Raw genomic sequence first — 21,641 nt, 5'->3', positions numbered from 1 at the left:
CGACAAAATTATTTAGCACCGAAACCAGTCAATATCGTCTTAATTGTTTTAAAGACAATGAGTATGTCAATCCAGAGAGAAAAATGCTTAATATAATAAAAGTCGTGTTGAATTTTTATTCGCGTATCATCTGCATCACTGGCATAACCTTGCACAACCTGAGCCCAACCTGTAATACCGGGTTTAACAACATGACGATATGTGTAAAAAGGAATTTCTTCCTCAAATTGCTCTACAAAGGCACGCTGCTCAGGACGAGGGCCTATTAAACTCATATCACCTTTAATAACATTAAAAAACTGAGGTAACTCATCAAGACGTGTCTTTCTAATAAACTTTCCAACTCGAGTAATTCTGGAATCCGACGTTTGTGCCAGCTTAGCACCATCTTTCTCAGAGTCCACTCGCATACTCCGAAACTTATATATCTTGTAACTCTTGTTTCCTTGCCCTACTCGCTCTTGGATGAAAAGAGCAGGCCCGCGACTGTCCAGCTTAACGGCTATCGCAGTCAGCGCCATCAAAGGCACGGTCAATGGCGCTACAAGCAACACAGCAAAAATATCAAAGCACCGCTTAAAAAAACTGTAAAGCCGCGAGGGAAGCAATGATCCTATCTCGTTTTCGGCAAGATGTTCAATTTGAACTCGACCTGTCATCGATTCAGAAATCTGTTTTACATGATACACAGGAATATGGTTAAGAGTGCAATGGGCTAGAAACTTCTCCCACTGCGGTGAAAGATCGTCAGATCTCAAATCCGCCACTACGCCATCATAGCGCACGTTGTCGAGATCAGGTTTTGCCAAACACCTTAGCTCGCTTCCCCCAGCAGATAATAAATTAAGCGCTGAGCCAACTGGCACCACTGCCAACTTAAGGCGACGGTAACGTATACCTAAAAAGTAGCCAGAAAAGCACCAAAACAAAGTAAGAATATAGCCGGTAAAAAGAACCTGACGTGAGTATGCCTCGCGGCTAAAAAAAAGAACAGCGATCGCAAGCAAAAAAGCACTTGTCACCGTAGGTATGATATACGCGACAATTTGAACACCTGGGTACTTAAGCAAACGCCTCTGTGTGACAACTATTAGTATAAATGACAGAGAAATTGCTAATACGCTATTCAGCCGAACATCATTAAGTGACAGCCAAAACCCCCAACCCCATCTCTCTAAAGCGGGCAAAAAAGCCACAAAAAAGCTACCGACGATCAATTGAAAAGGTAGCGTTAAGAGGATCATTTCATACCACCGAGAGTGGCGACGCTCATAAGATTTTTTCACAACGAATCCTTTCTTTTGAACCAAAGTAGTTGTCACTTAACATTACAAAAAATCAAAATCCTAATACCCTTAACCTCTAGCGACTTCAGTGGTGTCGCGCAAATACTAGAACCATACCTACTATCAAAAACAACAAAGACACTACCTTTAATTAGTGAGAGAACCAGAGCTTGATACGGCGTCATGCCCCACCATTAAATAACCACCAGAGTCCCTCGAAGAAAAAAACTAATCTACTTATGTATGAAACTCAGAAATGGCAGCTAGCCTACATCGACGAACGATGGAAATGCTTTAGTCTTTTAAAGAAAAGCATCTTGCTTTCCAACGCTTTAGTAGTGAATTAATTATATAGTGCGCAAAAAACCAACTAGATTTAAAAAAACTTAGCCCAATTTTATTTCTATATATATACCACTGCCACTTCGCTGCTCTAAATTTATTAGACGAAAGACTGCCACCCACGACTCTATAACCTGCCAAAACCTGAGGAACGACGCGAGCATATCCTGCTTTTTTAACTACATTTAACCACATCAAATAATCTTCATGCCCACAATTTTCTTGGTAAAACTTTCCAAGGATATCACAATTATAGACACCTGTAAGATTACCAATCTTATTAGACTTCAGTAAAGCATAGTAATCAATTTTAGAGTCACAGGTTACCACCGAGTACTCATTCGGTGAAAAACGATAGTAATATGAACATACCACTAACTCATTGGACGATAACAAGTCGTATTGTAACTCAAGCTTCTTCTCTTTCCAGACGTCATCTGCATCTAAAAATGCAATATAACTTCCACGAGCTTTACTTATTGCGAAGTTTCTAGCTGCAGCAACTCCGCCATTGATTTCCAATTTATAAATATGAATTCTTGGATCATCGTACACATCCAATCTTGAAGTACTGCCTTGAGGGCAGCAGTCATCTATCACTAACAGCTCAAAATTTCTAAATGTCTGATTCAATACGCTCGAGACTGATTCGAGTATCGTACCAGAGCATTTATAAACTGGCATGATGATACTGAAAGCAGGGCGCCCATCAATCACGTTATGCTCCGAATTATTTTCTTCCAGTAGTTAACTACATTTTCTTCCGCAAAGCGCTGTGAGAGCAGCCGCGACGTTTCGCTCAACTCATCACGAGTCCGCACATCATCATACGTCTCAATTAGTCTACTTACAAACATGTCGTCGTCCTTAGGTGCAATTAGATATCCATTTAATCCGTCTTTGATGATATCTGATGGCCCAGTCGGACAGTCAAAAGCTATTGCTGGAACCCCATGCGCTTGGCTTTCGATTAAAACCATGGGTAGTCCCTCATATCTTGAGGTCATGACAAAGCAGTCAGCGCGTTGATACCAGCTGCTAATGTCTAAAGTTGGGGGCACTATATTAACTGTAGTTAGTTTTAAATCATTAATCATAGCCAATAACTTATTTTTATCTTCTCCCTCGCCGACTATCACAAGCTTGCTACCTTTTTTAAACTCATGATTTAGCTCGCCAGCTCTGTGCCACAACTCTATCAAACTATCAAAGTTCTTTTGATAGGTTAGTCGCCCTACAGCCAAATATAGGGTCTCACCGTCACTGGCACTGGACCGCTCTATGTCAGTTGTACGACTAAAGCTTGAGGGTACAAAATTGGGAATACAGTGTATATTTGTGTGTCCGAGTGTATTCAGGCTCTTCAAGTCAGACTCTGTCAACACTACTACCATTGAAGATAGCTTATATCCTATTCTCTTAATCGCTCTCTTCATAGTGCTGAAACTATGGAATGCAACGTGTTCACTGGCAAGAAACTTGAAGTGACGTCGATGGAAAATCGAGTATAAAATCGAACTTTTGAACGACAAAGCCCCCATGGATACACATATAAGACTTTCAATTTTTCTTTGTCTCACACTCTTCATCACCGATAATATTTTCACCCACTCGCTAGATATAGTTAGCTGGTTCTCAATAAATATCACTTCAACGCCATTATTAATCTCATAAAAAGCGCCATTCCCATTCAAAACAAATATCACTACTCTGAAATCACTATCTTTGGAAATAGCGTTCGCTAAGTTAACACAAACACGCTCAGTACCACCACCTACTTCCAAAGAATCAATCAAGAAAGCTACGCATGTCATCATAAACCCACTACTTGATATAATATATTAGCTTAAGACTCTACTTTGTGTTTCAAACTGCTAACAAAAATTACTAAATGCTGGAATTCTACTTACATAATTTCCGTATGAACACAACAGTAATTGTGTTTGCTTTATCAAAGCAATAACATCGCACATTGCTTTAAAGCTTTGAACTGACCCCCTCCCGAGCTGCACAGGCTATAGTGCAGCCATCAGGAGGACAGAATGACGGACGTCAACCCCATCAAGCGATGGACCGCGAAGCGCAAGGCCTCCGTGGTCATGGACATCTTCAAGAGCAAGACCACAGCAGCTGAGGTGGCCCGCCAATACGATCTCACCGTCTCCGAAATCGAGGGCTGGGTCGATGAGGCCCAGCGCAGTATGGAAAACGGGTTCAGGGCTCGTCCGAAGGACGTCAGAGAGCAGTACGAATCTGAACTGCGGGAGACCAAAGAGGCGCTGGGTGAGGCCCACTTGCAGATCTATGCGCTAAAAAAGTTTCGCCGCCTGCTCGACGAGGACGAGAGCTCGTAAGGTCGCTGCAGGCGGAAATGGTCCAGCAGGGCCACGTGGTGTCGCTCGTCAAACTCTGTCAGTGGTTGGGGCTTCCCCGGCGGACGTTGTATTACCGTCAGAGGCCGCGGCGACGCACGATCAATACGGAGCTAACCAAGAGAGTGAAGCTTGCGCTGGAGCAGTTCCCCACCTACGGCTATCGCCGTCTGGCGTGCGTCCTGGGGGAGAACCGCAAGCCGATCCAACGCATCTTGCAGCTCAAAGGCTGGCAGGTGCGTAAGCGGCCCCAAGGCTTCCGGCCGCGTGCCCGGAGCCTGCCGTCCGTCGCCTCTCGGCCTAATGAGCGTTGGGCCACCGACCTCACCCATGTGTGGTGCGGTAAGGATCGGCGGGCCAGCCTGGCGGTGATCATCGACTGTTGCACCCGAGAGATCCTTGGTTGGCGATTATCGGACAACGGCAACAGCAAGACGCCTGAAGCAGCGCTGGAAGAAGCTCTGGTGCATCGATTCGGCGCACTGGGCCGGATTCATCAACCGCTGGCCCTACGCTCTGACAACGGCCTCGTTTTCAGCAGTCGACACTATACGGCGACAGTGAAGGCCTACGGGCTTACACAGGAGTTCACGACGCCCTAAACCCCGGAGCAAAACGGTCTCGTCGAGCGCTTCTTCCGGTCCCTGAAGGAAGAATGCATGTGGCAGCACCGGTTCGAGTCGCTGAGCCATGCCCGAGCGGTAATCAGCCGCTGGATCCGGTACTACAACGAAGAGCGGCCACATCAGTCTCTAGGCTATGTGGCACCCCGAGCACACCCGGCGTTAGCGGCGTAGGGTGTGCAGAAACCAGGGGGGCATTACACGTATTGCATGCAGAAACCAAGATGTGATTACAAAATAGCTGTAAGCCAAGTGTTCTAATGCTTGAGATAGGTATGACGCAAATTTTTTAGTTGGAAGCATCGCAACCTACCCAATGATGGTAACAAGGGCAGGCTGACCCAATTCGATCTTTTAATGATTAAAAAATTAGTTATGCATAATTACGCTGACAAAAACTCCTAACCAAACCAAGTTTTTTTTGCGGAGATATGGCAAACTACGGCCCAGCACGCAAAGAAAAAAGGCATGTATGTAACAAATAGAGAAAAACCGCCAATCAGAGGTACAAGAAGAAATGGTGCAAATTCACCATTGCTGCTTTTTGCCATAAAGATAAGCGTGAAAGAAAATAGTGCAAATCCTACCACCCCCCATTCTAATAACAAGGCTGCGTAGATATTATGAACATACAAGCCAAATGTACTCGTAGACACTCCTGGGCCAATGCCGAAAATTTGATTTAACAATATTGTATCGCTTTTCCATATCGTTAGGTAGTCGATTAAGAATCCTATTTTTGTCCTAAAACTGTCGTCAATAGTAGCAACACTACCAATTAAAGAATTTTCCATAACAAACAAGAAGGTCAGCAAAGACCAGAAAGCAAGAACAATTAGATATGTAACTGTCGATCGTGATTTAGCTGGAAAGCAGAATACCATCCTTATTAATAACGCTAGAAATAAGCCTGTTCTTGAAAAAGATGCCGCAATAAGAAGCCAGAGCGGTAATTCAGAAAAAACAACTTGCAACTTATCTCTAAGGTATAAATATAACGTCAGCAAACATACAAGCGCCAATGCGACAAAATTACTATCATAATAAAAAACGCTATACTTATAATCATAAAACCAAGGACCTGGATTATCTTTAGCATTTAAAAGTCGAGTCATTAGCTCAATAAAGAAAAAAACCAACAGCCACAAATAAACTTTAGATAAAATGTCTCGCAAAGAGTGTACATCGTACTTTCGAATACACTCGAACAAAGCGCAGCCCATTAAAAAAGAGTACGCATAAAGAATGACTGACAAATAGTTTGACAAGTCTGCAATATTATTGCTTTTAGAGACAAACCAACCAAAGGAAAGGCTACATATTGTTGAAAAACCTAGAATCAGCAATGTCGTACTTTTGTAGTGCAGCTCTGGGCTGAATAGCAGTCTATTCAAAAAGACAAACTGTGTCGCTAAAACACCAAGCACTAGCGCTGGATTAGCCGGAAGCGAAGAAAGGCTAAAAAAAGAGAAAAATAGAATGTATTTACTCATTGAGTTTTCTTCGCTGTTTTAAATAATCAAAGGCCAACATAGCTTTACGAGCACAACTCTTAGGAAAAAAGGTCATCATATATAACAATAGAAATTTAAGCCCATTTTTCTTAAAGTCAAAAGCAGATTCTCGTACAGACCTAAAGTCTAAGCACTTATACCTACTCTTAAGATAAAACCATAACAAGTAATCAAAGAAACTTCTGTCTTTAGCTTGGAGAGTTTTTCCAAGATAAGTATTCTTACCCTTTAATTCTTTTAATCCATACTGTTCGTCCATAGCTCCATGAGTGGAAGTAGCATTGCCAATGGTTTCGATATAATAAAAAGACAGGGGTTTATTTACGAACACCATATCATAGAAGATGGATAATAAAAATAGAAAATTTAAATCCTCCCCCATTTTCTGCCCAGTTGGAAAAAGTAATTTTTTACTAAAGATTGCAGCTTTGGCAACAACTACACTTGACATATTGCAACTCAAAAATGGGAAACTACTTAAATCATTATAGTTTGTCGTTATAATTTCTCCATCTTTATAACCATTTTTATGCCTAACAACCTTTCCTTGCTTGTACCAAGCATATGAGCTGGCAAAGATATTAAAATCTGGAAATTTAGCTATGAGCTCGGCCATATTCTCCAAGTATTTTGGATCCCAGGCATCATCAGCATCTATAAAAGCTAAATATGTATCATCTCCAGCTAGCTCTATTGCTCGGTTACGGGCTGCCGATACTCCCTCATTTTTAGTATCAATTATCGTGCCACTAATGCCAAACTCTTTCGTGGCTTCCTCGGCTTTCAACAAGCTATTATCCGTCGAGCCATCATTTACTATGATAACAGCATAGTTAGAGTATGTTTGTTTAGCTATCGATTTTATGCAGCGCTTGACCTGATTTTCTTTATTATACAACGGTATGATAATACTAAATTTCACAATGCCTTCCTTGCAGAAAGCTCAAAAACTGCATCGCTAACCCAGGAAATATGATAGTGACTGCTAAAATAATTTTTAAACTTATCACTATATCCCACTACATATGTCTTCTTACAACAGTGATTAGCTATGATTATCGAATGAAAACGCCCTCCTATAAAGTAGTAACATGTCGCAATTTCATCTTCTACATTCGAAACATCGCCATTATAATTAACAACTATGATCTCAATATTAGCATAGGTTTTCTTCCACTCTTGGCTCAACTTATTAACTTCTTCTTGGTCGCCTTCGTGCTTACAGAACGCAAAAAGCTTAATTTTATCTATTTTGCGAGTCTCAATAATTTCTTCTGCTTTTTCAATAATCGCTTGATTGGTCTTGCTCCTCATTCCGACAAGGGATAAGCCTAAACTAGCTTGCTCCGGCTCCTGCTTAATTTTACCGTTTGCTCTATAGTAGTATTCATCTACTATGTCCAGTTTGAGAGATGACCGATTATTACAGCTTCTCGCAAAGGAATAGGAGTCTTTATCTCTTACTTCGATACTATCACAGAGCGATAGAATTCCTTTCATTAATATTCTGGATGTTGTATATTTGAAGGGTCCTATGTTGGCTCCATTAATACTAACCTTCTTACCTAATAACTTAGCACCTGCAACTATCAAAAATCGTTTGAAAAATTGCAGTACTGAAGTCGGCCCATAATCATAAAAAAGTGAGCCTCCGATAAAGGACAGCTCCTTAGACCTGATGAAGTCGTAAAAACTCTTTGATACTTGCAAGTTTGCAGATGAACTTTTAGCCTTAAAATCAGCTGCTCTTAAAAAATAAATGACATTCGTGTTCGACTTGCTGACTACTTCTATCATAAGGTCATCCCCGAGATTACTTTCAAAGTAGCCTATTACATAGGTTGTTTCACTCATTTTCTTAACTCAATATTGATTTTAATTAGTTCAGTCATTCCCAGCTAGTAGATCTTAGCATTCTTTAAAATCGATATACTATCTAAAAAAGAACAAATAATTAGGCTACTTATGCCAACTTGTGAACGTTATTTTCTTACGGATATCTTTCAAGCAAGCTCAATAACCACAAATTTGCAGCATCGTATATATTATGGTCCTGTCACTACACTCTTTCGCATTTTCAATGCCCATCGAAACTCTCAGCAAGCTGTCATTGCAACTAAGGTTGTTATCGGCCACAGTTCGCTCGCGCTTAAGAGGCCTTGCTTCTATTGGGTATGAGCTCAGAATCACTACAGCTTCAGCTCTCGAGATAGCACCTACGCAAACTCGGTCGCTAGGCCTAAGTGTCATGGCTCCAGGTTTCGGCCCACCCTACGGCACTAATGATCGATGCGCTCGACGAAACGGTTTTGCTCCCGGCATGAAGGACGTCGTGAACTCTTGTGAGAGCCCGTAGTCTTGCACCATCGTGCATTAGTGGCGACTGCTGTAAGCTAGGCCCATGTCCAAGCGTAGGGCCGACTGCACAGTGGGCTCGGAAGATAATACGACGTCCGCTGGGAGCGCCAGTCACTGAAAATGTCTGACGAGCAACACCGAATGACCCTGCTGGGCAATTTCCGCCTGAAGCTACCTTAAAAAAGCTCTCGTCCTCGTCGGGTAGGCGGCGAATTGTTTTTAGTTCATAAATCTGCAGATGGGCCTCCCCCAGCGCCGCTTTGGTCTTCTGCAGTTAAGGTTCGTATCGTTCTCAGACTTCCTTCGGATGAGCCTTGAACCTACTTTCATATCGTGCTAGACCTCGTCGACCCGCCTTCGAGCGCGGAAATGGTGAGATCGTACTGGTGCGCCACCCCAGCTTCTGTGGTGTTGTCCTTAAAGGTATCCATGACCGCCTAAGGCTGCACTAATAGCCTGTGAAGCTCGGGCGCGGCTCAACTCAAGCAGCTGGAACTCCTACGCAATAAAACAGAGCGAACTACCAATACACTTTCGAGTTATTTGCAGCAAGTAGCCTTACCTGTGTGAGTGCTCCGGCATAGCCCAATTCTGGTTTGCTTAGAATAGGCCAGATTTTTAAGATATCGGTACAACTAAGGAGTCTAGTACAGCCATATCGAATTAAAGAACTAGTGGAAAGCACATCACACCTGTTAACTGTCAGATACTACGGAATAAGAGATTGCTCACTATCACAAACTTTGGTATATAATTAACTGGCATTGCGTTTTGAAAAATTGTTTTTAGGCACCAGGCCTTAAAACTCGATATTTTATGAAATGTATATGTTTTGTTGTCGCAACAACGCACCAGCATTACAGTCCCAACACACTCACTTTTTTCTAGCTACCAAGCACTCTTTTAAACATACCTATAAATGGAAAAACTTTGACTTTTCTTAAACATATAAATACAAGAATTAATTTGGGGACTGTGTATAGTGCTGCCATCGAATAAGCAGCTCCCTGCAAACCCAGGATATGTGAAAAATAATATGCAGCTGGCAGTATCACTACCGTGACAAATGAAAGTATTAACGTTGCTATCATCTGATGTCCTGTCATGTTTAACAGATACAACATAGGACCTGTCGCCACATTAAACATCTGAGCACTTACCATGAAAACCAAGACGGACGCACCTCCCTCGAAGCCTTCCCCAAATATAGACAATACAGCTTCCGGGAACATGACACATATTAAAAATACAGGTAAAAAGCATATAACTCCAGCCATACAGCTAAAATCAACCAAGTGCTGTATTTTTGTATAATCTTTCTGCTGATAAGCGTGAGCGATTTTCGGCGGAATGAATGAGTTCAGCATCATAATAACTACATTTGCCAAAACTACAATGCGCTCAACTGCTTTAAACACGCCCATGTCAGCAGGGGGTAGTGCGGCAGCTACTATTAAAATCAGTCCTACGCTTTGCGACAGCCCCATAATGTTGTATACAAAAAAATGCTGTGCAGAATGCTTGAACGCTTTTTTTTCCGTACGATTCAGCTCGACTAAACCGCCCTTTCCAAAAGAATAGCAGATAGAAAACAATGAAAAGAAAAGTGCTAAAGCGCTTGCGGCTAAGTAACTCTTTACTATAAAGTCAAGGCTAAGAAAATCGCTCGCATAATAGCCAGTTATACAACATACTAACGCAACAATTGGAATTATCGCTGGCTCAGCGATACTTCCTCTAAAAGCAAACGTTCTGGCTTTCAAAAATGATGACGTAATATTTAAAACCACATAACTAGTGATTGCTACTGTGAAAATAAGCCAAGCACTCGTCGAGAAAGAAAAGTTGAAAAAGGCATAAATAGCTTCTGACATAATGCCTAGCACAACGACAATTAACACTAAGGGTATGGCCACTACTTTCAATGCATAGATTAATATACTTTTGCTTCTCGTCTCTTTGTCTCCAGATGCAAACTTTAATATCGCAAGATCAGTACCACAAGTTGCTATAATACCAGCGCCCATGATGATACTTTGAAGAATCGAGAATTGACCCAACCCTTCTGCACCAGTAGATCTGCCTAAAAAAATTGTTAGCCCAACGCTACCTACTACGATAATTGCTCGCGCGCTTCCTGCTCGCATCATAATAATTAAAAGTGTCTTGAAACTATCCAGCATAGAAGGTTTGTGCCTATTCGAATTAATCTGTTGGTCGCTTAATTTTTATTTTTAAAGCGTTGTCTGCATGCAGCTTTTCTTTTAAATAAATGAGAACTACAATAGTGAACTATCAAAAATATCAGCGAATAATTCGCATAAATCTCTTTATCAGCCGTCTTCCAAGCTCGTAACAAGCCCCTTCACTCCCGTGCACCAACCTCACCTCCCCTACCGGTTCCTTGGCGCTTCGCACATAGTTCAGCAGGTCTTGCTGGTCTGCATGGGCGGAAAAGCCGGAGATCGTCTTGATCGTGGCGTTGACGGCGACTTCTTTGTCTTCGAGGCGGACGTGGCTGCCTGGTGTTGCCCGCTGGATGTCTCGCCCTGGGGTGCCTTCGGCCTGGTAGCCGACGAACAGCACGGTGTGTCTAGGGTCTGGTAGCAGTCGCGCGAGATAGTTGACGACGCGCCCTCCGGTGGCCATGCCGCTGGCGGCGATCACGATGGCGCTGGTAGTCGTCTCGGCCAGACGCTCCACCATGGAAAGGTGGTCATCGTGGCTGTCGATGGTCACGAGGCCATCGAAGCTTAGGGGGTGGCGGCCGTCGTCCAGTCGCTGCTTCGCTTCACTGTCCCACCAGGGCTTTAGCTCGCGGTAGACCTTGGTAAACCTGGCGGCCAGTGGTGAGTCAACAACAACCATGGGTATCGGAGGCGTTTCGCTGGGCTTGGGGCCTGGGCTTTCTGCCTCGTGCTGGCCCGGCAGGTCGTGCAGCAGGGTCTCTATCTCGTAGAGGAGCTCTTGCGTGCGGCCGATGCTGAAGGCCGGAATGACCACGCTACCGCCCTCGCGCTGTGCACGATAAATCATTTCCTTGAGCTGTGCGCGCCGCGTCCTGCGGCCTTCATGCCGACGATCCCCATAGGTGCTTTCCAGCACCAGGACGTCGGCTTTTTCCAATGGGGTGTGGTCCGGCAACAGCGGAGTGTCGGGCGGCCCCAGGTCCCCCGAAAAGACGTAGCGATTATCCAGACTGGCGCGCTGGTCCTCAACATCAATTTCAACGTATGCAGAACCGAGTATATGCCCCGCGTTCTGGAGACGCACCTTGACCTTGAGTTGCTCTTCGTCTATGCAACTTTTCCAGACACCATAAGGACTTGGCTCAAGATGCATCTCGACTCTATCAAGAAACAGCTCGATGAGTCTTCTGTCTCGGGTAAAGCCAATTTTCAGTGCATCTTCAATTACCAGCGGTAGTAGCTTGGCACTGGGCGGGGTACAAATTATGGGGCCTGTGAAGCCGGCGGCCAGAAGATAAGGAAGCCGCCCGACATGGTCGATATGCACGTGGGTAACCACCAGCGCAACGACATCTTCGACGGAAAACTCGATCTGGTGGCGCTCGAAGCTGCTCTGCCCTTTCAGGTCGCTGCCCTGAAACAGCCCGCAGTCGATCAAAATGGCCTGGTGTGGGGTGATCTGGAGCCGGTGGCAGCTCCCGGTGACGCCGTCGGCGCCACCGTGATGCACAATCGCCGGAAAATCCGACGGTAAACGATTTTCTTCAGTAGATCTGTCGGACATTAGCGACCCTTTGGCGTTTACTGCGTTTTTGACGCTTAACTGCCGAGGGCGTCATCGACATCCATAACGGGAGGAATGATCAACTTCACCGCTTCCGTCTTGAATTTCTCTGAGGAGGGGGTCGCATATAGCTCACCATCCTTATCCGCCGTGCCCCCGGTTCCGTTTACGCCTGCCGTGTACTTCACACTGGTGTCCAGACAGGCTGACCAGGAATAGGCGTCCTTGAGCCCCGTGTTAGCCACGTCCACCTCCGCAAGGGTTCCGTCTATCGATAGCGCCGTTCGTGCAGCCGCGAGCTCCTCCTTGCAGGCATTTACCGCCGCTCGCTTTTGAAAGTTGGTGTACTGCGGTATCGCGATGGCAGACAGCAGGCCGATGATGGCAACGACCACCAGCAGTTCGATCAAGGTGAAGCCGCCCTGCCCTTGCCGTTGTGTCGGCTGTGCTTGCGTCGTGGCGCGTGGTTCGGCAGCCGAAGCCGTGGTGGTGGGCTTTTGCATGGCACTCGCAATACGGACTTCAGTGCACGCTGTCGCCGCGTGTGACGGATGGTGTGCGTCCATGACGACTCTCTCCTCAGTGGGGCTTGACGTATCGCCGGACCGGGAGGTGCGGCGGGGAATATCGGGATAGTACGCCGGACCTCGTGCCGCGCAGGGCTGAGCGCGCTGAAACCTTGATATGCGTCGGGTTGCTAGCGCAAAACACGCGCTGCGGCGCAATTGACCACTCGCAGAGGCGCAAACTGGCGCTATTGTCGACGCTGGATACTGGCTCGCAGAGGAATCATTGTGCCGTTTGATCAAACTGTGGGGGATAGACACGCCCAAGGGCCACACAGCGGCCTGGGGCAACGCCTGGTGGCCCTGGGCCTGCTACCACCGCTGGAGGCGCTACGCGCCGAGCACGACGCCCTGGCCCACGGCAGCACGCTGCTGCGCCATCTTGTCGAGACGGGACGCGTCGAACCCGGTCCCGCGACTCGCGCAGCGGCGGAGGAGTACAGTCTCGACTTTACCGATCTAAGTACGGTGGTAGCGGAGCAGCTGCCGCCCCTCAGCCACTTTCCCCAGGCGTTACTGCGGGAACACCAGGTACTGCCCCTGGTTCTGGATGACGACCATCTGCACGTCGCCGTGCCCTACCCGTCCACGCTTGCGCGCCTGGGTGAGCTGCAGTTCGTGGTGGGCAAGCCGCTGAAGCCGGCGCTGGCGCCCATGGACAAGCTCTCCCTGCTGCTGGATGCCTACCTGGGCGAGGCCAATGCCGAGGATATTGCCGATGCGATTGACGAGCTTGGCCCAGAGGCGCCACCAAGCCGTAGCAAATCCGTCGCAGCGCAGGGCCAGAGTCGCGGTGAGCGTTTCAGCCGGGCGGAGCCGCACCGGTTAGCGGGAGACGACAGCGGGCTCGACGAGGACCTTAGCAGCGGCCAGACGGCTAGCCTCACCAGCCAGGCAGACGATGCCCCGGTAGTGAAGTTCGTCAATACCATCCTGCGGGACGCGGTCAGAAAGCGCGCCTCGGATATCCATTTCGAGCCCTTCGAGGTCCGCTTCCGCGTTCGCTTTCGCATTGATGGGCTGCTCCATGAAGTCGCTCAGCCGCCGTTCAACCTGCGCAGTCGCATCGCCTCGCGCTTGAAGGTCATGGCGCGCATGGATATCTCCGAAAGGCGCCTACCTCAGGATGGCACCATCAAGGTCCAGCTGGACGACGGCGAGGATATCGATTTTCGCGTCAACTCCTTGCCTACAGTCTACGGCGAGAAACTGGTGCTGCGCCTGCTGGCCTCCGCCACCGCCCGTATCGGGATTGAACAGCTCGGCTTTTCACCCAGCCAGCGAAAGCTGTTCGAGACGGCCCTGGCGAGCCCTCAGGGGATGATCCTGGTGACCGGCCCCACCGGCAGCGGCAAGACGGTCACTCTGTACACGGGCATCCACTTGCTCAACAGCACCGAGCGCAATATCTGCACCGCAGAGGATCCGGTGGAGATCAAGCTGCCTGGGGTCAATCAGGTCAATGTGGCGCCGCGTATTGGCCTGGACTTCGCCCACACCCTGCGGGCCTTTCTGCGCCAGGACCCGGACGTGGTGATGGTGGGAGAAGTTCGCGATCGGGAGACCGCCGAAATCGCGATCAAGGCGGCCCAGACCGGCCACCTGGTGCTGTCGACGCTGCACACCAACTCCGCCGCCGACACGCTCTCCCGGCTCGCCAACATGGGGATCGAATCCTTCAATATTGCCAGCGCGGTCACCCTTATCGTGGCCCAGCGTCTGGCAAGGCGCTTGTGCCCCCACTGCAAGGCACCGGTACAGCTGCCTGAGGATGTGCTCATCCACCATGGGCTGAGTTCGCTACAGGCCCAGCAGGGCAGCTTCTACGACGCCGTCGGCTGCCGCCAGTGCACCCAGGGCTACAAGGGGCGTGTGGGGCTGTTCGAGGTCGTGCCGGTGGACGAGCACATGCGCCGACTGATTCTCAGCGGCGGTAGCGCCGACGAATTCGACACCCTCGCCCGCAGTCAGGGCTTTCCCAATCTGCGCCGCAGTGGCCTGGAACGGGTGATGGAAGGTGTCACCAGTCTGACGGAGGTCTGCCGCATCACCACGGCATAGCGGCTTTCCTCTTTCCTTTAATCCTTGATGCGAGATGCAGACCACGTGCCCTTCCGCGACCGTTCGTCCTCGCCCTCCTCCTCTGTGTATCGGGACCACCGCCAGTCCAATGGCGACGGTCCCGGTTCTGATCCTCGTCCTGGTCCTGGTTCTGTTGCTGGTTCTGGCGCTGGACATGGAGATGATCACAGCGGAACGGATCAGAGCACCCGCCTCATCGCCGGCTTGCCCACCGGCATGGAACGCACCACGTCACCTCCCCCTGGTGTCGACGCTTTTCATCACCCCATCGGCGGCCCGGGTGTCAGGCCTGATGTGCGCTCAGGTGCTCGAGCAGATACGGCTGGGCGATCAAGGTCAGCGCAGCAACGGCAGCTCTGCTGGAAGTGGAAGGGAGAAGATCGCCAGGGTCTGGCCTGCACCGGCATGCTGCTGGCATCGAAGCGACCCGATGCGCAGCGTCAACTGCACCTGCTGGGCATCACGCCGCGTAAGCTCAAACCCGCCGGCAAGTTGGCCCGCTATCAACGACAGATCAAGCCCAGGGACCTGATGCTGTTCTCCCGCCAGCTGGCCACCCTGCTGACTGCCGGTGTGCCACTACTGGAGGCCTTTCGGGTGCTGGCCGACAGCCTGTCCAACCCCGCCATGCGGTTGATTGTGCAGGCCCTAGGCATGGATGTCAGTGCCGGAGCCAGCCTGGCGCAGGCGCTGTCCCGACAGGGCGCCGCCTTCGACAGCCTGTACGTCAACCTGGTTGCGGCAGGCGAACAGTCGGGCACCCTGGACCAGATGCTGGATCGCCTGGCCAATCACCTAGAGAAACGCGAGCTGCTGAAGGCTCGCGTGCGCAAGGCGCTCTGGTATCCCGCCACGGTGGTGGCAGTGGGTATGGCGGTCAGCGCGATCCTGCTGATCAAGGTGGTGCCCCAATTCGAGCAGATGTTCGACGGAGTGGGCGCGAGCCTGCCTGCCATGACCCAGTGGACCATTCTGCTGTCGGAGTTCGCCCAACGCTGGTGGCTGGCCACGCTGGGAAGTCTGTTCACCTTGGTCGCGACGGTTCGTTGGCGGGTGGCGAAGTCCCAGGCGGCCCGCCTCAAGCTTCACGCCCTGTCGCTGCGGCTGCCGGTGGTGGGGACGATTCTGGATCACGCGGCGGTGGCGCGCTTCTGCCGCACCCTTGCCACCGCCTTTGCGGCGGGGGTACCGCTGGTGACCGCACTGAAGACCGCCGCCGGCGCCTGCGGCAACGATGTCTATCGCCGGGCGGTGTTGGCGCTGCAGGCCGATGTCGCCAGCGGCCAGCGGCTGCACCTGGCGATGCGGCGAACACAGCGCTTTCCGTCACTGGCCTTGCAGATGGTGGCTATCGGGGAAGAAGCCGGCGCCCTGGATAGCATGTTAAGCCGGGTGGCCGACCACTATGAGCGCGAGGTAGATGACCGGGTCGATACCCTGACCAGCCTGCTGGAGCCGCTAATTATCGTGGTGCTCGGGGTGGTGGTCGGCGGCCTGGTGCTGGCGATGTATCTGCCCATCTTCCAATTGGGCAATGTGGTGTAACGGGCTCTCATCCAGGCACGACGCGTCGAGGGTGTCGTTAAGCCCTATCTAAGAGCTATCAGCTCAGTCCGTTAATGGAGGCCTGACAGACCTCTTGAACGGATACCTTAATCATGCAGCCACACCGGAGTCCCAGGGGGCGCCTGATCGAACAGCTTCAGCAGGTCGTCGTCCCGCAGCCGAACGCATCCGTGGGAGTCGGCCACGCCCATGGGCTTGTCCGGTGGAGTGCCATGGAAATAGATGTAGCGCCGCTGAGAGTCGACGTTACCGCCGCGATTGACGCCCCGTTCTAGGCCGCACAGCCATAAAATGCGCGTCAGTATCCAATCCCGCTCGGGGTTATCACGGCCCAGCTCGGTGTCGAACACCTCTCCGGTTGGCCGCCGCCCACGAAAGACGCTACCTACTGGCTCTCCACCCCCAATAGCAGCGCGAATGTAGTGCCAGCCAAGCGGCGTCTGGCCGCTGCCCTCTTGCTGGCCAGTGCCGGCAACGCCGGTCGACACCAGGCACTGCCAATCCGGCTGCTTGCCCCGCCACAGCGTCAATTGCTGGGTGGAGGTGTCGACCTCCACCCACACGCTATCGGCGGGCGGCAATGCTTCAAGTCGCGGTGTCTGCATCGTCTCTCCCTGTTTGTTTACGCTGCAGCTGTACCTGCCGTGTTGCCTGTTCGACGCGTCACCGCCCGGGTGGTTCCGATGCGGCTTTGGTGTCGGGCCTGGTTTTACGTTCTGGCTTCAGGCCTGAGAACTGGCCTGCGGCGGCTCCGGCAAGGGAGCCTTCATGGCCGCGACCACCACTGGCCGCATCCGGCGTGCCAGGTCGCGCACCGACACGTGCTCGTCGTAGTCCTTCTCGGCGATGTCGCGCAGGGCATCGAGGCCAGACAAGGTGAAGATGACCGTACCCAGCACAAAATGCAGGCGCCAGAACCGTTCGGAATCCGGCAGCTCCGGGGTCGCCTTGCGCACCAACGCCACAAAGCGGGTAAACACGGTGCCGTACTGGTCCTGGATATAGCGGCGCAGGTGCCCCTGGGCCTGGCTATAGGCCAACCCCAGCAGGCGCATGAAGACTTTCAGGCTATGACGCTCCGCTGGGACTTCCAGCACCGTCCTGGCCATGGTTTCCAGCAGCACTTCCAGCGGTATGACCTTGCTGCCGTATCCACGCTCCAACTCATCGATGGCGGCGTGGAAGCGGTCGGAGAACGGGTCCAGGTAGCGCGAGAAGACCGCCTGGATCAGCGCCTTCTTGGAGCCAAAGTGGTAGTTGACGGCGGCCAGGTTGACCTTGGCCTTGCCGGTAATGTTGCGCAGCGACGTTTCCGCGAAACCTCGTTCAGCGAAGAGGACCTCGGCGGTGTCCAGAATGCGAGTCACTGTATCGGTCTGGGCCATTCGCGGGCTCCGTCCAGTCAGTCAGGGCAGTTGGAAACAATTGTTTGAATGTTAGCCGGAGTGTAAGGGAGGCGCTCTCTACGCACAATCAACCATCGCAGACGGTGTTTGAAACGTGTGCATCAGACCGCTCATACCGGTGCCACGACGCCTCTCACCCCGAACGCGAAATTCGAGGCAGATCACCGTTTTACTGGATAGGCATCCATACTGTACACTTCACCAAGGGTGCTGAAGGTACCCGCTGTCTGGCAGCACGCTGGGGCTACCCTGCCGCTGCCGTCCTGACTCACCGCCGCCCGTGGGAGGCCGCATGACACGTCCCCTGACCCCTCGCCAGCAAAACGTCTATGACTTTATCGTCAAGACCATGAACGAGCTGGGGTACCCGCCGACCCGTGCGGAGATCTCACGCGCACTGGGCTTTCGCTCCCCCAACGCCGCTGAAGAGCACCTGCGCGCGCTGGAACGCAAGGGCGCCATCCGGGTGATTCGCGGCACTTCGCGGGGCATTCGTCTGCCAGCCCAGGAAGCCGACACTACTGCCGCCAACGATGCGCCCCAGGACACCAGTCCCGTCCAGGGCCTGCCGATCATCGGTGAAGTCGCCGCGGGTAGCCCCATCCTGGCGGCAGAGCATATCGATCGTTACTGCCCGCTGCCGCCTGACTACTTCACTCCCCGTGCCGACTACCTGCTGCGCGTGCGCGGCCTGTCGATGAAGGACGTTGGCATTCTGGAGGGCGACCTGCTCGCCGTGCACCGTACTGAACGCATTCGCAACGGCCAGATCGTGGTGGCACGCCTCGAGGACGAGGTGACCGTCAAGCGTTTCCAGCGCGACGGACATCACGTCACCCTGCAGGCGGAAAACCCCGACTTTGCTCCCATCACCCTGGACCTGCGGCGGGACAGCCTGGACATCGAGGGCGTTGGGGTCGGTGTCATTCGCGGTGGCAACGGCCAGGCCCTGGGTTAATAGAAAGGTTAATACGAAGGTTGATGCGAAGGTTGGTGCTGCGGTCAATCCTAGGGTCAACACTGAGATTGACGCTGAGCAAGGCCGAGGCCCCGCCTCACCCTCTCGGATAGATGAATAGACGCCGCGCCGCTACCAGGCCAGACCATGACGGAACCGGTACGCAAGATTCTTCACGCCGACTGCGACTGCTTTTACGCCGCCGTCGAGATGCGCGACAACCCGGCCCTGCGGGATATCCCGCTGGCCGTGGGTGGCGCCCGTGAGGGGCGTGGCGTCATCACCACCTGCAACTACCCGGCGCGCAAGTTCGGCATCCATTCGGCCATGCCGACTTCCCGCGCCCTGCGCCTGTGTCCTCAACTCACGCTGGTGCCACCCAACTTCGACAAGTATCGCGAGGTCTCCGCCCAGATCCAGGCCATCTTCCACGAGCTGACACCACTGGTAGAGCCGCTATCACTGGACGAGGCCTATCTGGACGTTACCGATGTCGCAGGCTTCAAGGGCAGCGCTACCTGGATGGCCCGCTGGCTGAAGGAACAGTGCCTGGCGCGCACCGGTATCACTGTATCCGTCGGGGCTGCACCGTCGAAGTTTCTCGCCAAGATCGCCAGCGACTGGGACAAGCCAGACGGCCTGACGGTCATCCCCCCGGACCAGGTCGAGTCCTTTGTGCTGGCCTTGCCCGTGCGCAAGCTGCACGGCGTGGGCCCGGCTACCGGGGCGCGCCTGGATGCGCTGGGTATTACCACCTGCGAAGAGCTGCGCGCCCAGCCCATTGATCGCCTGCTGGACGAATTCGGCAAGTTCGGCCGCCGCCTGTACGAACTGGCCCGCGGCATCGATGAGCGGCCGGTCAAGGTAGAGCGCGAGCGCAAGTCGATCAGCGTCGAAAGCACCTACGGACGCGACCTGCCCGACTTGAGCGCCGCCCAGCTGGCACTGGTGGAGCTGTGCGAAAAGCTCAAGGCACGTATCGACCGCAACGGTCGGCCGCCCCTGGCTGGCGTGTTCGTGAAGGTACGCTTCGATGACTTCACCACCACCACCCTGGAGTCCCGCGGCCTGGAACCTGACCCCGCGACCTTTGCGCAGCTGCTGGACCAGGCCTGGCAACGGGCACAACGACCGGTGCGCTTGCTTGGGGTTGGCGTCAGGCTGGTGCCACAAGAGGCACGGCAGCAGCTGACCCTGCCCTTCTAGGTGCCCGCTACCCCCGCTCATCACCTTGCTGCGGCGCGCGAACGCCGTCCTCTCACGAGTAGCGTTCCTCGTCGTATTGTTCGTCGTGTCGCTCGCTTGCCAGGCGCCCCTTGTTCGACGCCTCCATTCCCAGCAGGTAACGCTTGAGCTGCCACCATTCGCCGGGGTCCACGGCGTCATGCCACAGCCAGTGGGTTCGGCCATGCCAGCGCAGGGCGATCAGGTAATGACCCACACTGATGCAATAGAGGTCGATGTCATGCCAGGGAGCGTGACTGTCTTCTGAGGCGGTGACGGGCCCACGCCCGTTCTGACCGGCGTCAGAACGCCACTGCCAGTGTCCGGGAACAGGCACTGAGACGGACGCCAGCCCGGCGACAAACGCCATGGCACCTTGCCACCACCGACGCCATAGACCGAGCCATAGACCAGGAAATCGTCCAAGGCAGCCACAGGGGCTCAGGTACGTCTGCAACCTCGACACAGGCGGTGTGGAAGACAGAGTGGAAGACAGCGGGGAAGACAGTGTGGAAGGCAGCGCGAAGGACGTCCCGGCGGAAATAGCGGAAGGCGACGCGGTCGGCGTGGTCTGTGGCCCAGGCAGGCAGCGCAACTGACCGAGGAGAGGATGGCGGGCGCTGCGAATCAGCACTGCACCGAGCAAGGCAACACAATATCCCCCGAGCGGGGAAGGCAGGACGATGGCGACGATCAGACTGACCGCCACCACCACTGCACCATGGGCGAGATGCTGTCGGTCAGAGGCCCCGATTGTGGCCGTGACCCGTGGTCTCTGCATAGTCCACGATCATCTGCACGATACGCCGGCGAGTCGGCTCTTCCGGCCATTCGCGACGCATCAGCCATATAAACAGGTCCTGATCCTCTTCGGTGATCAGGTCGCGATAGGCGGCCTTGTCGGCCTCATCAAGATCATCGTAGCGGTGTTCCAGAAACGGCAACAACAGAAGGTCCAGCTCCCACATGCCGCGACGGGAGTGCCAGTGCAGGCGCTTGCGCTCGGCCTCGAGCTGGGAGGCCGCGGAAGACGGTTGATCCAAGGGGAACCTCGTCTGGGATGTTAAGTGTGGCGCCAGTATACCGCAGGCACCAACGGCGGGCAGCCGCACGGCGGCGAAAAAGGTGATGCCGGGCAAGGGCCTGCCACGAATGTCGATCAATGTAGTGCGTTGTTTTATCAACACTTGAAAAGTATGCTATCTAAAAACAAGGGACTGCGATCGACGCGGTCCTCGACACTGGCCTGACCAGCGCTCATCACCCAGATGGGACTCACGGAGATAACCGATGACAAAGTCCGAACTGATAGAGCAGATCTCCATGCGGCAGCCCGAGCTGTCGATCAAGGACGTTGAGGCTGCGGTGCGCCTCATTCTGGATGACATCACCGACACCCTGGCCGATGGCGGGCGCGTCGAAATTCGTGGCTTCGGCAGTTTCTCTCTGCACTATCGGGAGCCACGGGTCGGACGCAACCCCAAGACCGGCGAAGCGGTGGAGCTGGAAGGCAAGTTCGTGCCACACTTCAAGCCAGGAAAGGAGTTGCGCGAACAGGTCGATGCCAGCCGTGCGCTGGGATACTAGCGAC

Annotated in this window: 20 protein-coding genes and 1 pseudogene; 8 read left to right on the top strand and 13 right to left on the bottom strand. The window is 52.3% G+C overall.

Annotation, left to right across the window (positions count from 1 at the left end; all coding sequences use genetic code 11):
- Positions 1 to 8 precede the first annotated feature (8 nt).
- From KUW18_RS13835 to KUW18_RS13825, 3 genes are all read right to left on the bottom strand, one after another.
- Entirely contained in the window at positions 9 to 1,286 is a 1,278-nt protein-coding gene (locus tag KUW18_RS13835) for a sugar transferase (protein ID WP_315900670.1), read from the bottom strand.
- A gap of 294 nt (positions 1,287 to 1,580) precedes the next feature.
- Positions 1,581 to 2,345 carry a glycosyltransferase family 2 protein gene (locus KUW18_RS13830; RefSeq protein ID WP_222561663.1) on the bottom strand — a complete coding sequence of 255 codons (765 nt, stop codon included), beginning with the start codon at positions 2,343 to 2,345 and terminating at the stop codon, positions 1,581 to 1,583.
- On the bottom strand, positions 2,342 to 3,424 hold the full coding sequence (locus KUW18_RS13825) for a glycosyltransferase (protein ID WP_222561662.1): 1,083 nt from the start codon (positions 3,422 to 3,424) through the stop codon (positions 2,342 to 2,344). The genes KUW18_RS13830 and KUW18_RS13825 overlap by 4 nt, the downstream gene beginning before the upstream one ends.
- A gap of 246 nt (positions 3,425 to 3,670) precedes the next feature.
- Between KUW18_RS13825 and KUW18_RS13820 the strand changes: the two genes are divergently transcribed.
- The 3 genes and pseudogenes from KUW18_RS13820 to KUW18_RS19975 form a co-directional block, all read left to right on the top strand.
- Complete coding sequence (locus tag KUW18_RS13820) at positions 3,671 to 3,982, top strand: DUF1153 domain-containing protein (protein ID WP_222561661.1); 312 nt, start codon at positions 3,671 to 3,673, stop codon at positions 3,980 to 3,982.
- A gap of 143 nt (positions 3,983 to 4,125) precedes the next feature.
- Positions 4,126 to 4,602: a DDE-type integrase/transposase/recombinase gene (locus KUW18_RS13815; RefSeq protein ID WP_222561660.1), complete on the top strand. Its 477-nt coding sequence runs from the start codon at positions 4,126 to 4,128 to the stop codon at positions 4,600 to 4,602.
- 12 nt (positions 4,603 to 4,614) lie between these two features.
- Positions 4,615 to 4,797 (top strand): annotated as a pseudogene (locus KUW18_RS19975) (integrase core domain-containing protein); the annotation flags it as partial.
- Between the two features lie 227 nt (positions 4,798 to 5,024).
- Here the strand turns inward: KUW18_RS19975 and KUW18_RS13805 are convergent.
- From KUW18_RS13805 to KUW18_RS19910, 6 genes are all read right to left on the bottom strand, one after another.
- On the bottom strand, positions 5,025 to 6,116 hold the full coding sequence (locus tag KUW18_RS13805; protein ID WP_222561659.1) for a hypothetical protein: 1,092 nt from the start codon (positions 6,114 to 6,116) through the stop codon (positions 5,025 to 5,027).
- On the bottom strand, positions 6,109 to 7,059 hold the full coding sequence (locus KUW18_RS13800; protein WP_222561658.1) for a glycosyltransferase family 2 protein: 951 nt from the start codon (positions 7,057 to 7,059) through the stop codon (positions 6,109 to 6,111). The genes KUW18_RS13805 and KUW18_RS13800 overlap by 8 nt, the downstream gene beginning before the upstream one ends.
- On the bottom strand, positions 7,056 to 7,991 hold the full coding sequence (locus KUW18_RS13795; RefSeq protein ID WP_222561657.1) for a polysaccharide pyruvyl transferase family protein: 936 nt from the start codon (positions 7,989 to 7,991) through the stop codon (positions 7,056 to 7,058). The genes KUW18_RS13800 and KUW18_RS13795 overlap by 4 nt, the downstream gene beginning before the upstream one ends.
- A gap of 1,388 nt (positions 7,992 to 9,379) precedes the next feature.
- Positions 9,380 to 10,678, bottom strand: coding sequence for a lipopolysaccharide biosynthesis protein (locus KUW18_RS13790; protein WP_222561656.1), 1,299 nt, complete (start codon positions 10,676 to 10,678; stop codon positions 9,380 to 9,382).
- Between the two features lie 121 nt (positions 10,679 to 10,799).
- Entirely contained in the window at positions 10,800 to 12,248 is a 1,449-nt protein-coding gene (locus KUW18_RS13785; protein ID WP_222561655.1) for an MBL fold metallo-hydrolase RNA specificity domain-containing protein, read from the bottom strand.
- A 35-nt stretch (positions 12,249 to 12,283) separates the two neighbouring features.
- On the bottom strand, positions 12,284 to 12,814 hold the full coding sequence (locus KUW18_RS19910) for a prepilin-type N-terminal cleavage/methylation domain-containing protein (RefSeq protein WP_315900669.1): 531 nt from the start codon (positions 12,812 to 12,814) through the stop codon (positions 12,284 to 12,286).
- A gap of 228 nt (positions 12,815 to 13,042) precedes the next feature.
- On the opposite strand from KUW18_RS19910, the gene pilB reads away from it, so the two are divergent.
- Both pilB and KUW18_RS13770 read left to right on the top strand, forming a co-directional pair.
- Positions 13,043 to 14,875 (top strand): type IV-A pilus assembly ATPase PilB, encoded by a 1,833-nt coding sequence (pilB, locus tag KUW18_RS13775; RefSeq protein WP_315900668.1) that lies wholly within the window; start codon positions 13,043 to 13,045, stop codon positions 14,873 to 14,875.
- A 237-nt stretch (positions 14,876 to 15,112) separates the two neighbouring features.
- Positions 15,113 to 16,441 carry a type II secretion system F family protein gene (locus tag KUW18_RS13770; RefSeq protein WP_222561654.1) on the top strand — a complete coding sequence of 443 codons (1,329 nt, stop codon included), beginning with the start codon at positions 15,113 to 15,115 and terminating at the stop codon, positions 16,439 to 16,441.
- Positions 16,442 to 16,548: 107 nt separating this feature from the next.
- Here the strand turns inward: KUW18_RS13770 and KUW18_RS13765 are convergent, their stop codons facing one another.
- The gene (locus KUW18_RS13765) at positions 16,549 to 17,067 is read right to left on the bottom strand and encodes a L,D-transpeptidase (RefSeq protein WP_222561653.1); all 519 of its coding nucleotides are present in this window, start codon (positions 17,065 to 17,067) and stop codon (positions 16,549 to 16,551) included.
- Positions 17,068 to 17,184: 117 nt separating this feature from the next.
- Positions 17,185 to 17,847 carry a TetR/AcrR family transcriptional regulator gene (locus KUW18_RS13760; RefSeq protein WP_206937984.1) on the bottom strand — a complete coding sequence of 221 codons (663 nt, stop codon included), beginning with the start codon at positions 17,845 to 17,847 and terminating at the stop codon, positions 17,185 to 17,187.
- Positions 17,848 to 18,160: 313 nt separating this feature from the next.
- Between KUW18_RS13760 and lexA the strand changes: the two genes are divergently transcribed.
- Entirely contained in the window at positions 18,161 to 18,826 is a 666-nt protein-coding gene (lexA, locus tag KUW18_RS13755) for a transcriptional repressor LexA (protein ID WP_222163118.1), read from the top strand.
- A 147-nt stretch (positions 18,827 to 18,973) separates the two neighbouring features.
- Positions 18,974 to 20,032: a DNA polymerase IV gene (dinB, locus tag KUW18_RS13750; protein WP_222561652.1), complete on the top strand. Its 1,059-nt coding sequence runs from the start codon at positions 18,974 to 18,976 to the stop codon at positions 20,030 to 20,032.
- Positions 20,033 to 20,084: 52 nt separating this feature from the next.
- Here dinB and KUW18_RS13745 read toward each other — a convergent pair whose 3' ends face one another.
- Together KUW18_RS13745 and KUW18_RS13740 are read right to left on the bottom strand one after the other, a co-directional pair.
- Complete coding sequence (locus tag KUW18_RS13745; RefSeq protein WP_222561651.1) at positions 20,085 to 20,831, bottom strand: hypothetical protein; 747 nt, start codon at positions 20,829 to 20,831, stop codon at positions 20,085 to 20,087.
- Positions 20,791 to 21,093 (bottom strand): succinate dehydrogenase assembly factor 2, encoded by a 303-nt coding sequence (locus KUW18_RS13740; protein WP_222486719.1) that lies wholly within the window; start codon positions 21,091 to 21,093, stop codon positions 20,791 to 20,793. Before KUW18_RS13740 ends, KUW18_RS13745 begins: the two co-directional genes overlap by 41 nt.
- Positions 21,094 to 21,340: 247 nt before the next feature.
- Between KUW18_RS13740 and KUW18_RS13735 the strand changes: the two genes are divergently transcribed.
- Positions 21,341 to 21,637 (top strand): integration host factor subunit beta, encoded by a 297-nt coding sequence (locus tag KUW18_RS13735; protein ID WP_045994571.1) that lies wholly within the window; start codon positions 21,341 to 21,343, stop codon positions 21,635 to 21,637.
- Positions 21,638 to 21,641 lie beyond the last annotated feature (4 nt).

This window comes from Halomonas sp. DP5Y7-2, from assembly GCF_019802025.1.
In the GTDB taxonomy this organism is placed as follows: Bacteria; Pseudomonadota; Gammaproteobacteria; order Pseudomonadales; family Halomonadaceae; genus Halomonas; species Halomonas litopenaei_A.
Note: the sequence above shows the minus strand (reverse complement) of the source record. Positions and strands in the feature narration are given on the sequence as shown.

Bases quoted from the DNA above. Each gene is read 5' to 3' on its own strand.
- KUW18_RS13820 (WP_222561661.1), top strand. From the start codon at position 3,671: ATGACGGACGTCAACCCCATCAAGCGATGGACCGCGAAGCGCAAGGCC.
- KUW18_RS13805 (WP_222561659.1), bottom strand. From the start codon at position 6,116: ATGAGTAAATACATTCTATTTTTCTCTTTTTTTAGCCTTTCTTCGCTT.
- KUW18_RS13795 (WP_222561657.1), bottom strand. From the start codon at position 7,991: ATGAGTGAAACAACCTATGTAATAGGCTACTTTGAAAGTAATCTCGGG.
- KUW18_RS13790 (WP_222561656.1), bottom strand. From the start codon at position 10,678: ATGCTGGATAGTTTCAAGACACTTTTAATTATTATGATGCGAGCAGGA.
- KUW18_RS13785 (WP_222561655.1), bottom strand. From the start codon at position 12,248: ATGTCCGACAGATCTACTGAAGAAAATCGTTTACCGTCGGATTTTCCG.
- KUW18_RS19910 (WP_315900669.1), bottom strand. From the start codon at position 12,814: ATGGACGCACACCATCCGTCACACGCGGCGACAGCGTGCACTGAAGTC.
- KUW18_RS13770 (WP_222561654.1), top strand. From the start codon at position 15,113: ATGGAACGCACCACGTCACCTCCCCCTGGTGTCGACGCTTTTCATCAC.
- KUW18_RS13765 (WP_222561653.1), bottom strand. From the start codon at position 17,067: ATGCAGACACCGCGACTTGAAGCATTGCCGCCCGCCGATAGCGTGTGG.
- KUW18_RS13760 (WP_206937984.1), bottom strand. From the start codon at position 17,847: ATGGCCCAGACCGATACAGTGACTCGCATTCTGGACACCGCCGAGGTC.
- lexA (WP_222163118.1), top strand. From the start codon at position 18,161: ATGACACGTCCCCTGACCCCTCGCCAGCAAAACGTCTATGACTTTATC.
- dinB (WP_222561652.1), top strand. From the start codon at position 18,974: ATGACGGAACCGGTACGCAAGATTCTTCACGCCGACTGCGACTGCTTT.
- KUW18_RS13745 (WP_222561651.1), bottom strand. From the start codon at position 20,831: ATGCAGAGACCACGGGTCACGGCCACAATCGGGGCCTCTGACCGACAG.
- KUW18_RS13735 (WP_045994571.1), top strand. From the start codon at position 21,341: ATGACAAAGTCCGAACTGATAGAGCAGATCTCCATGCGGCAGCCCGAG.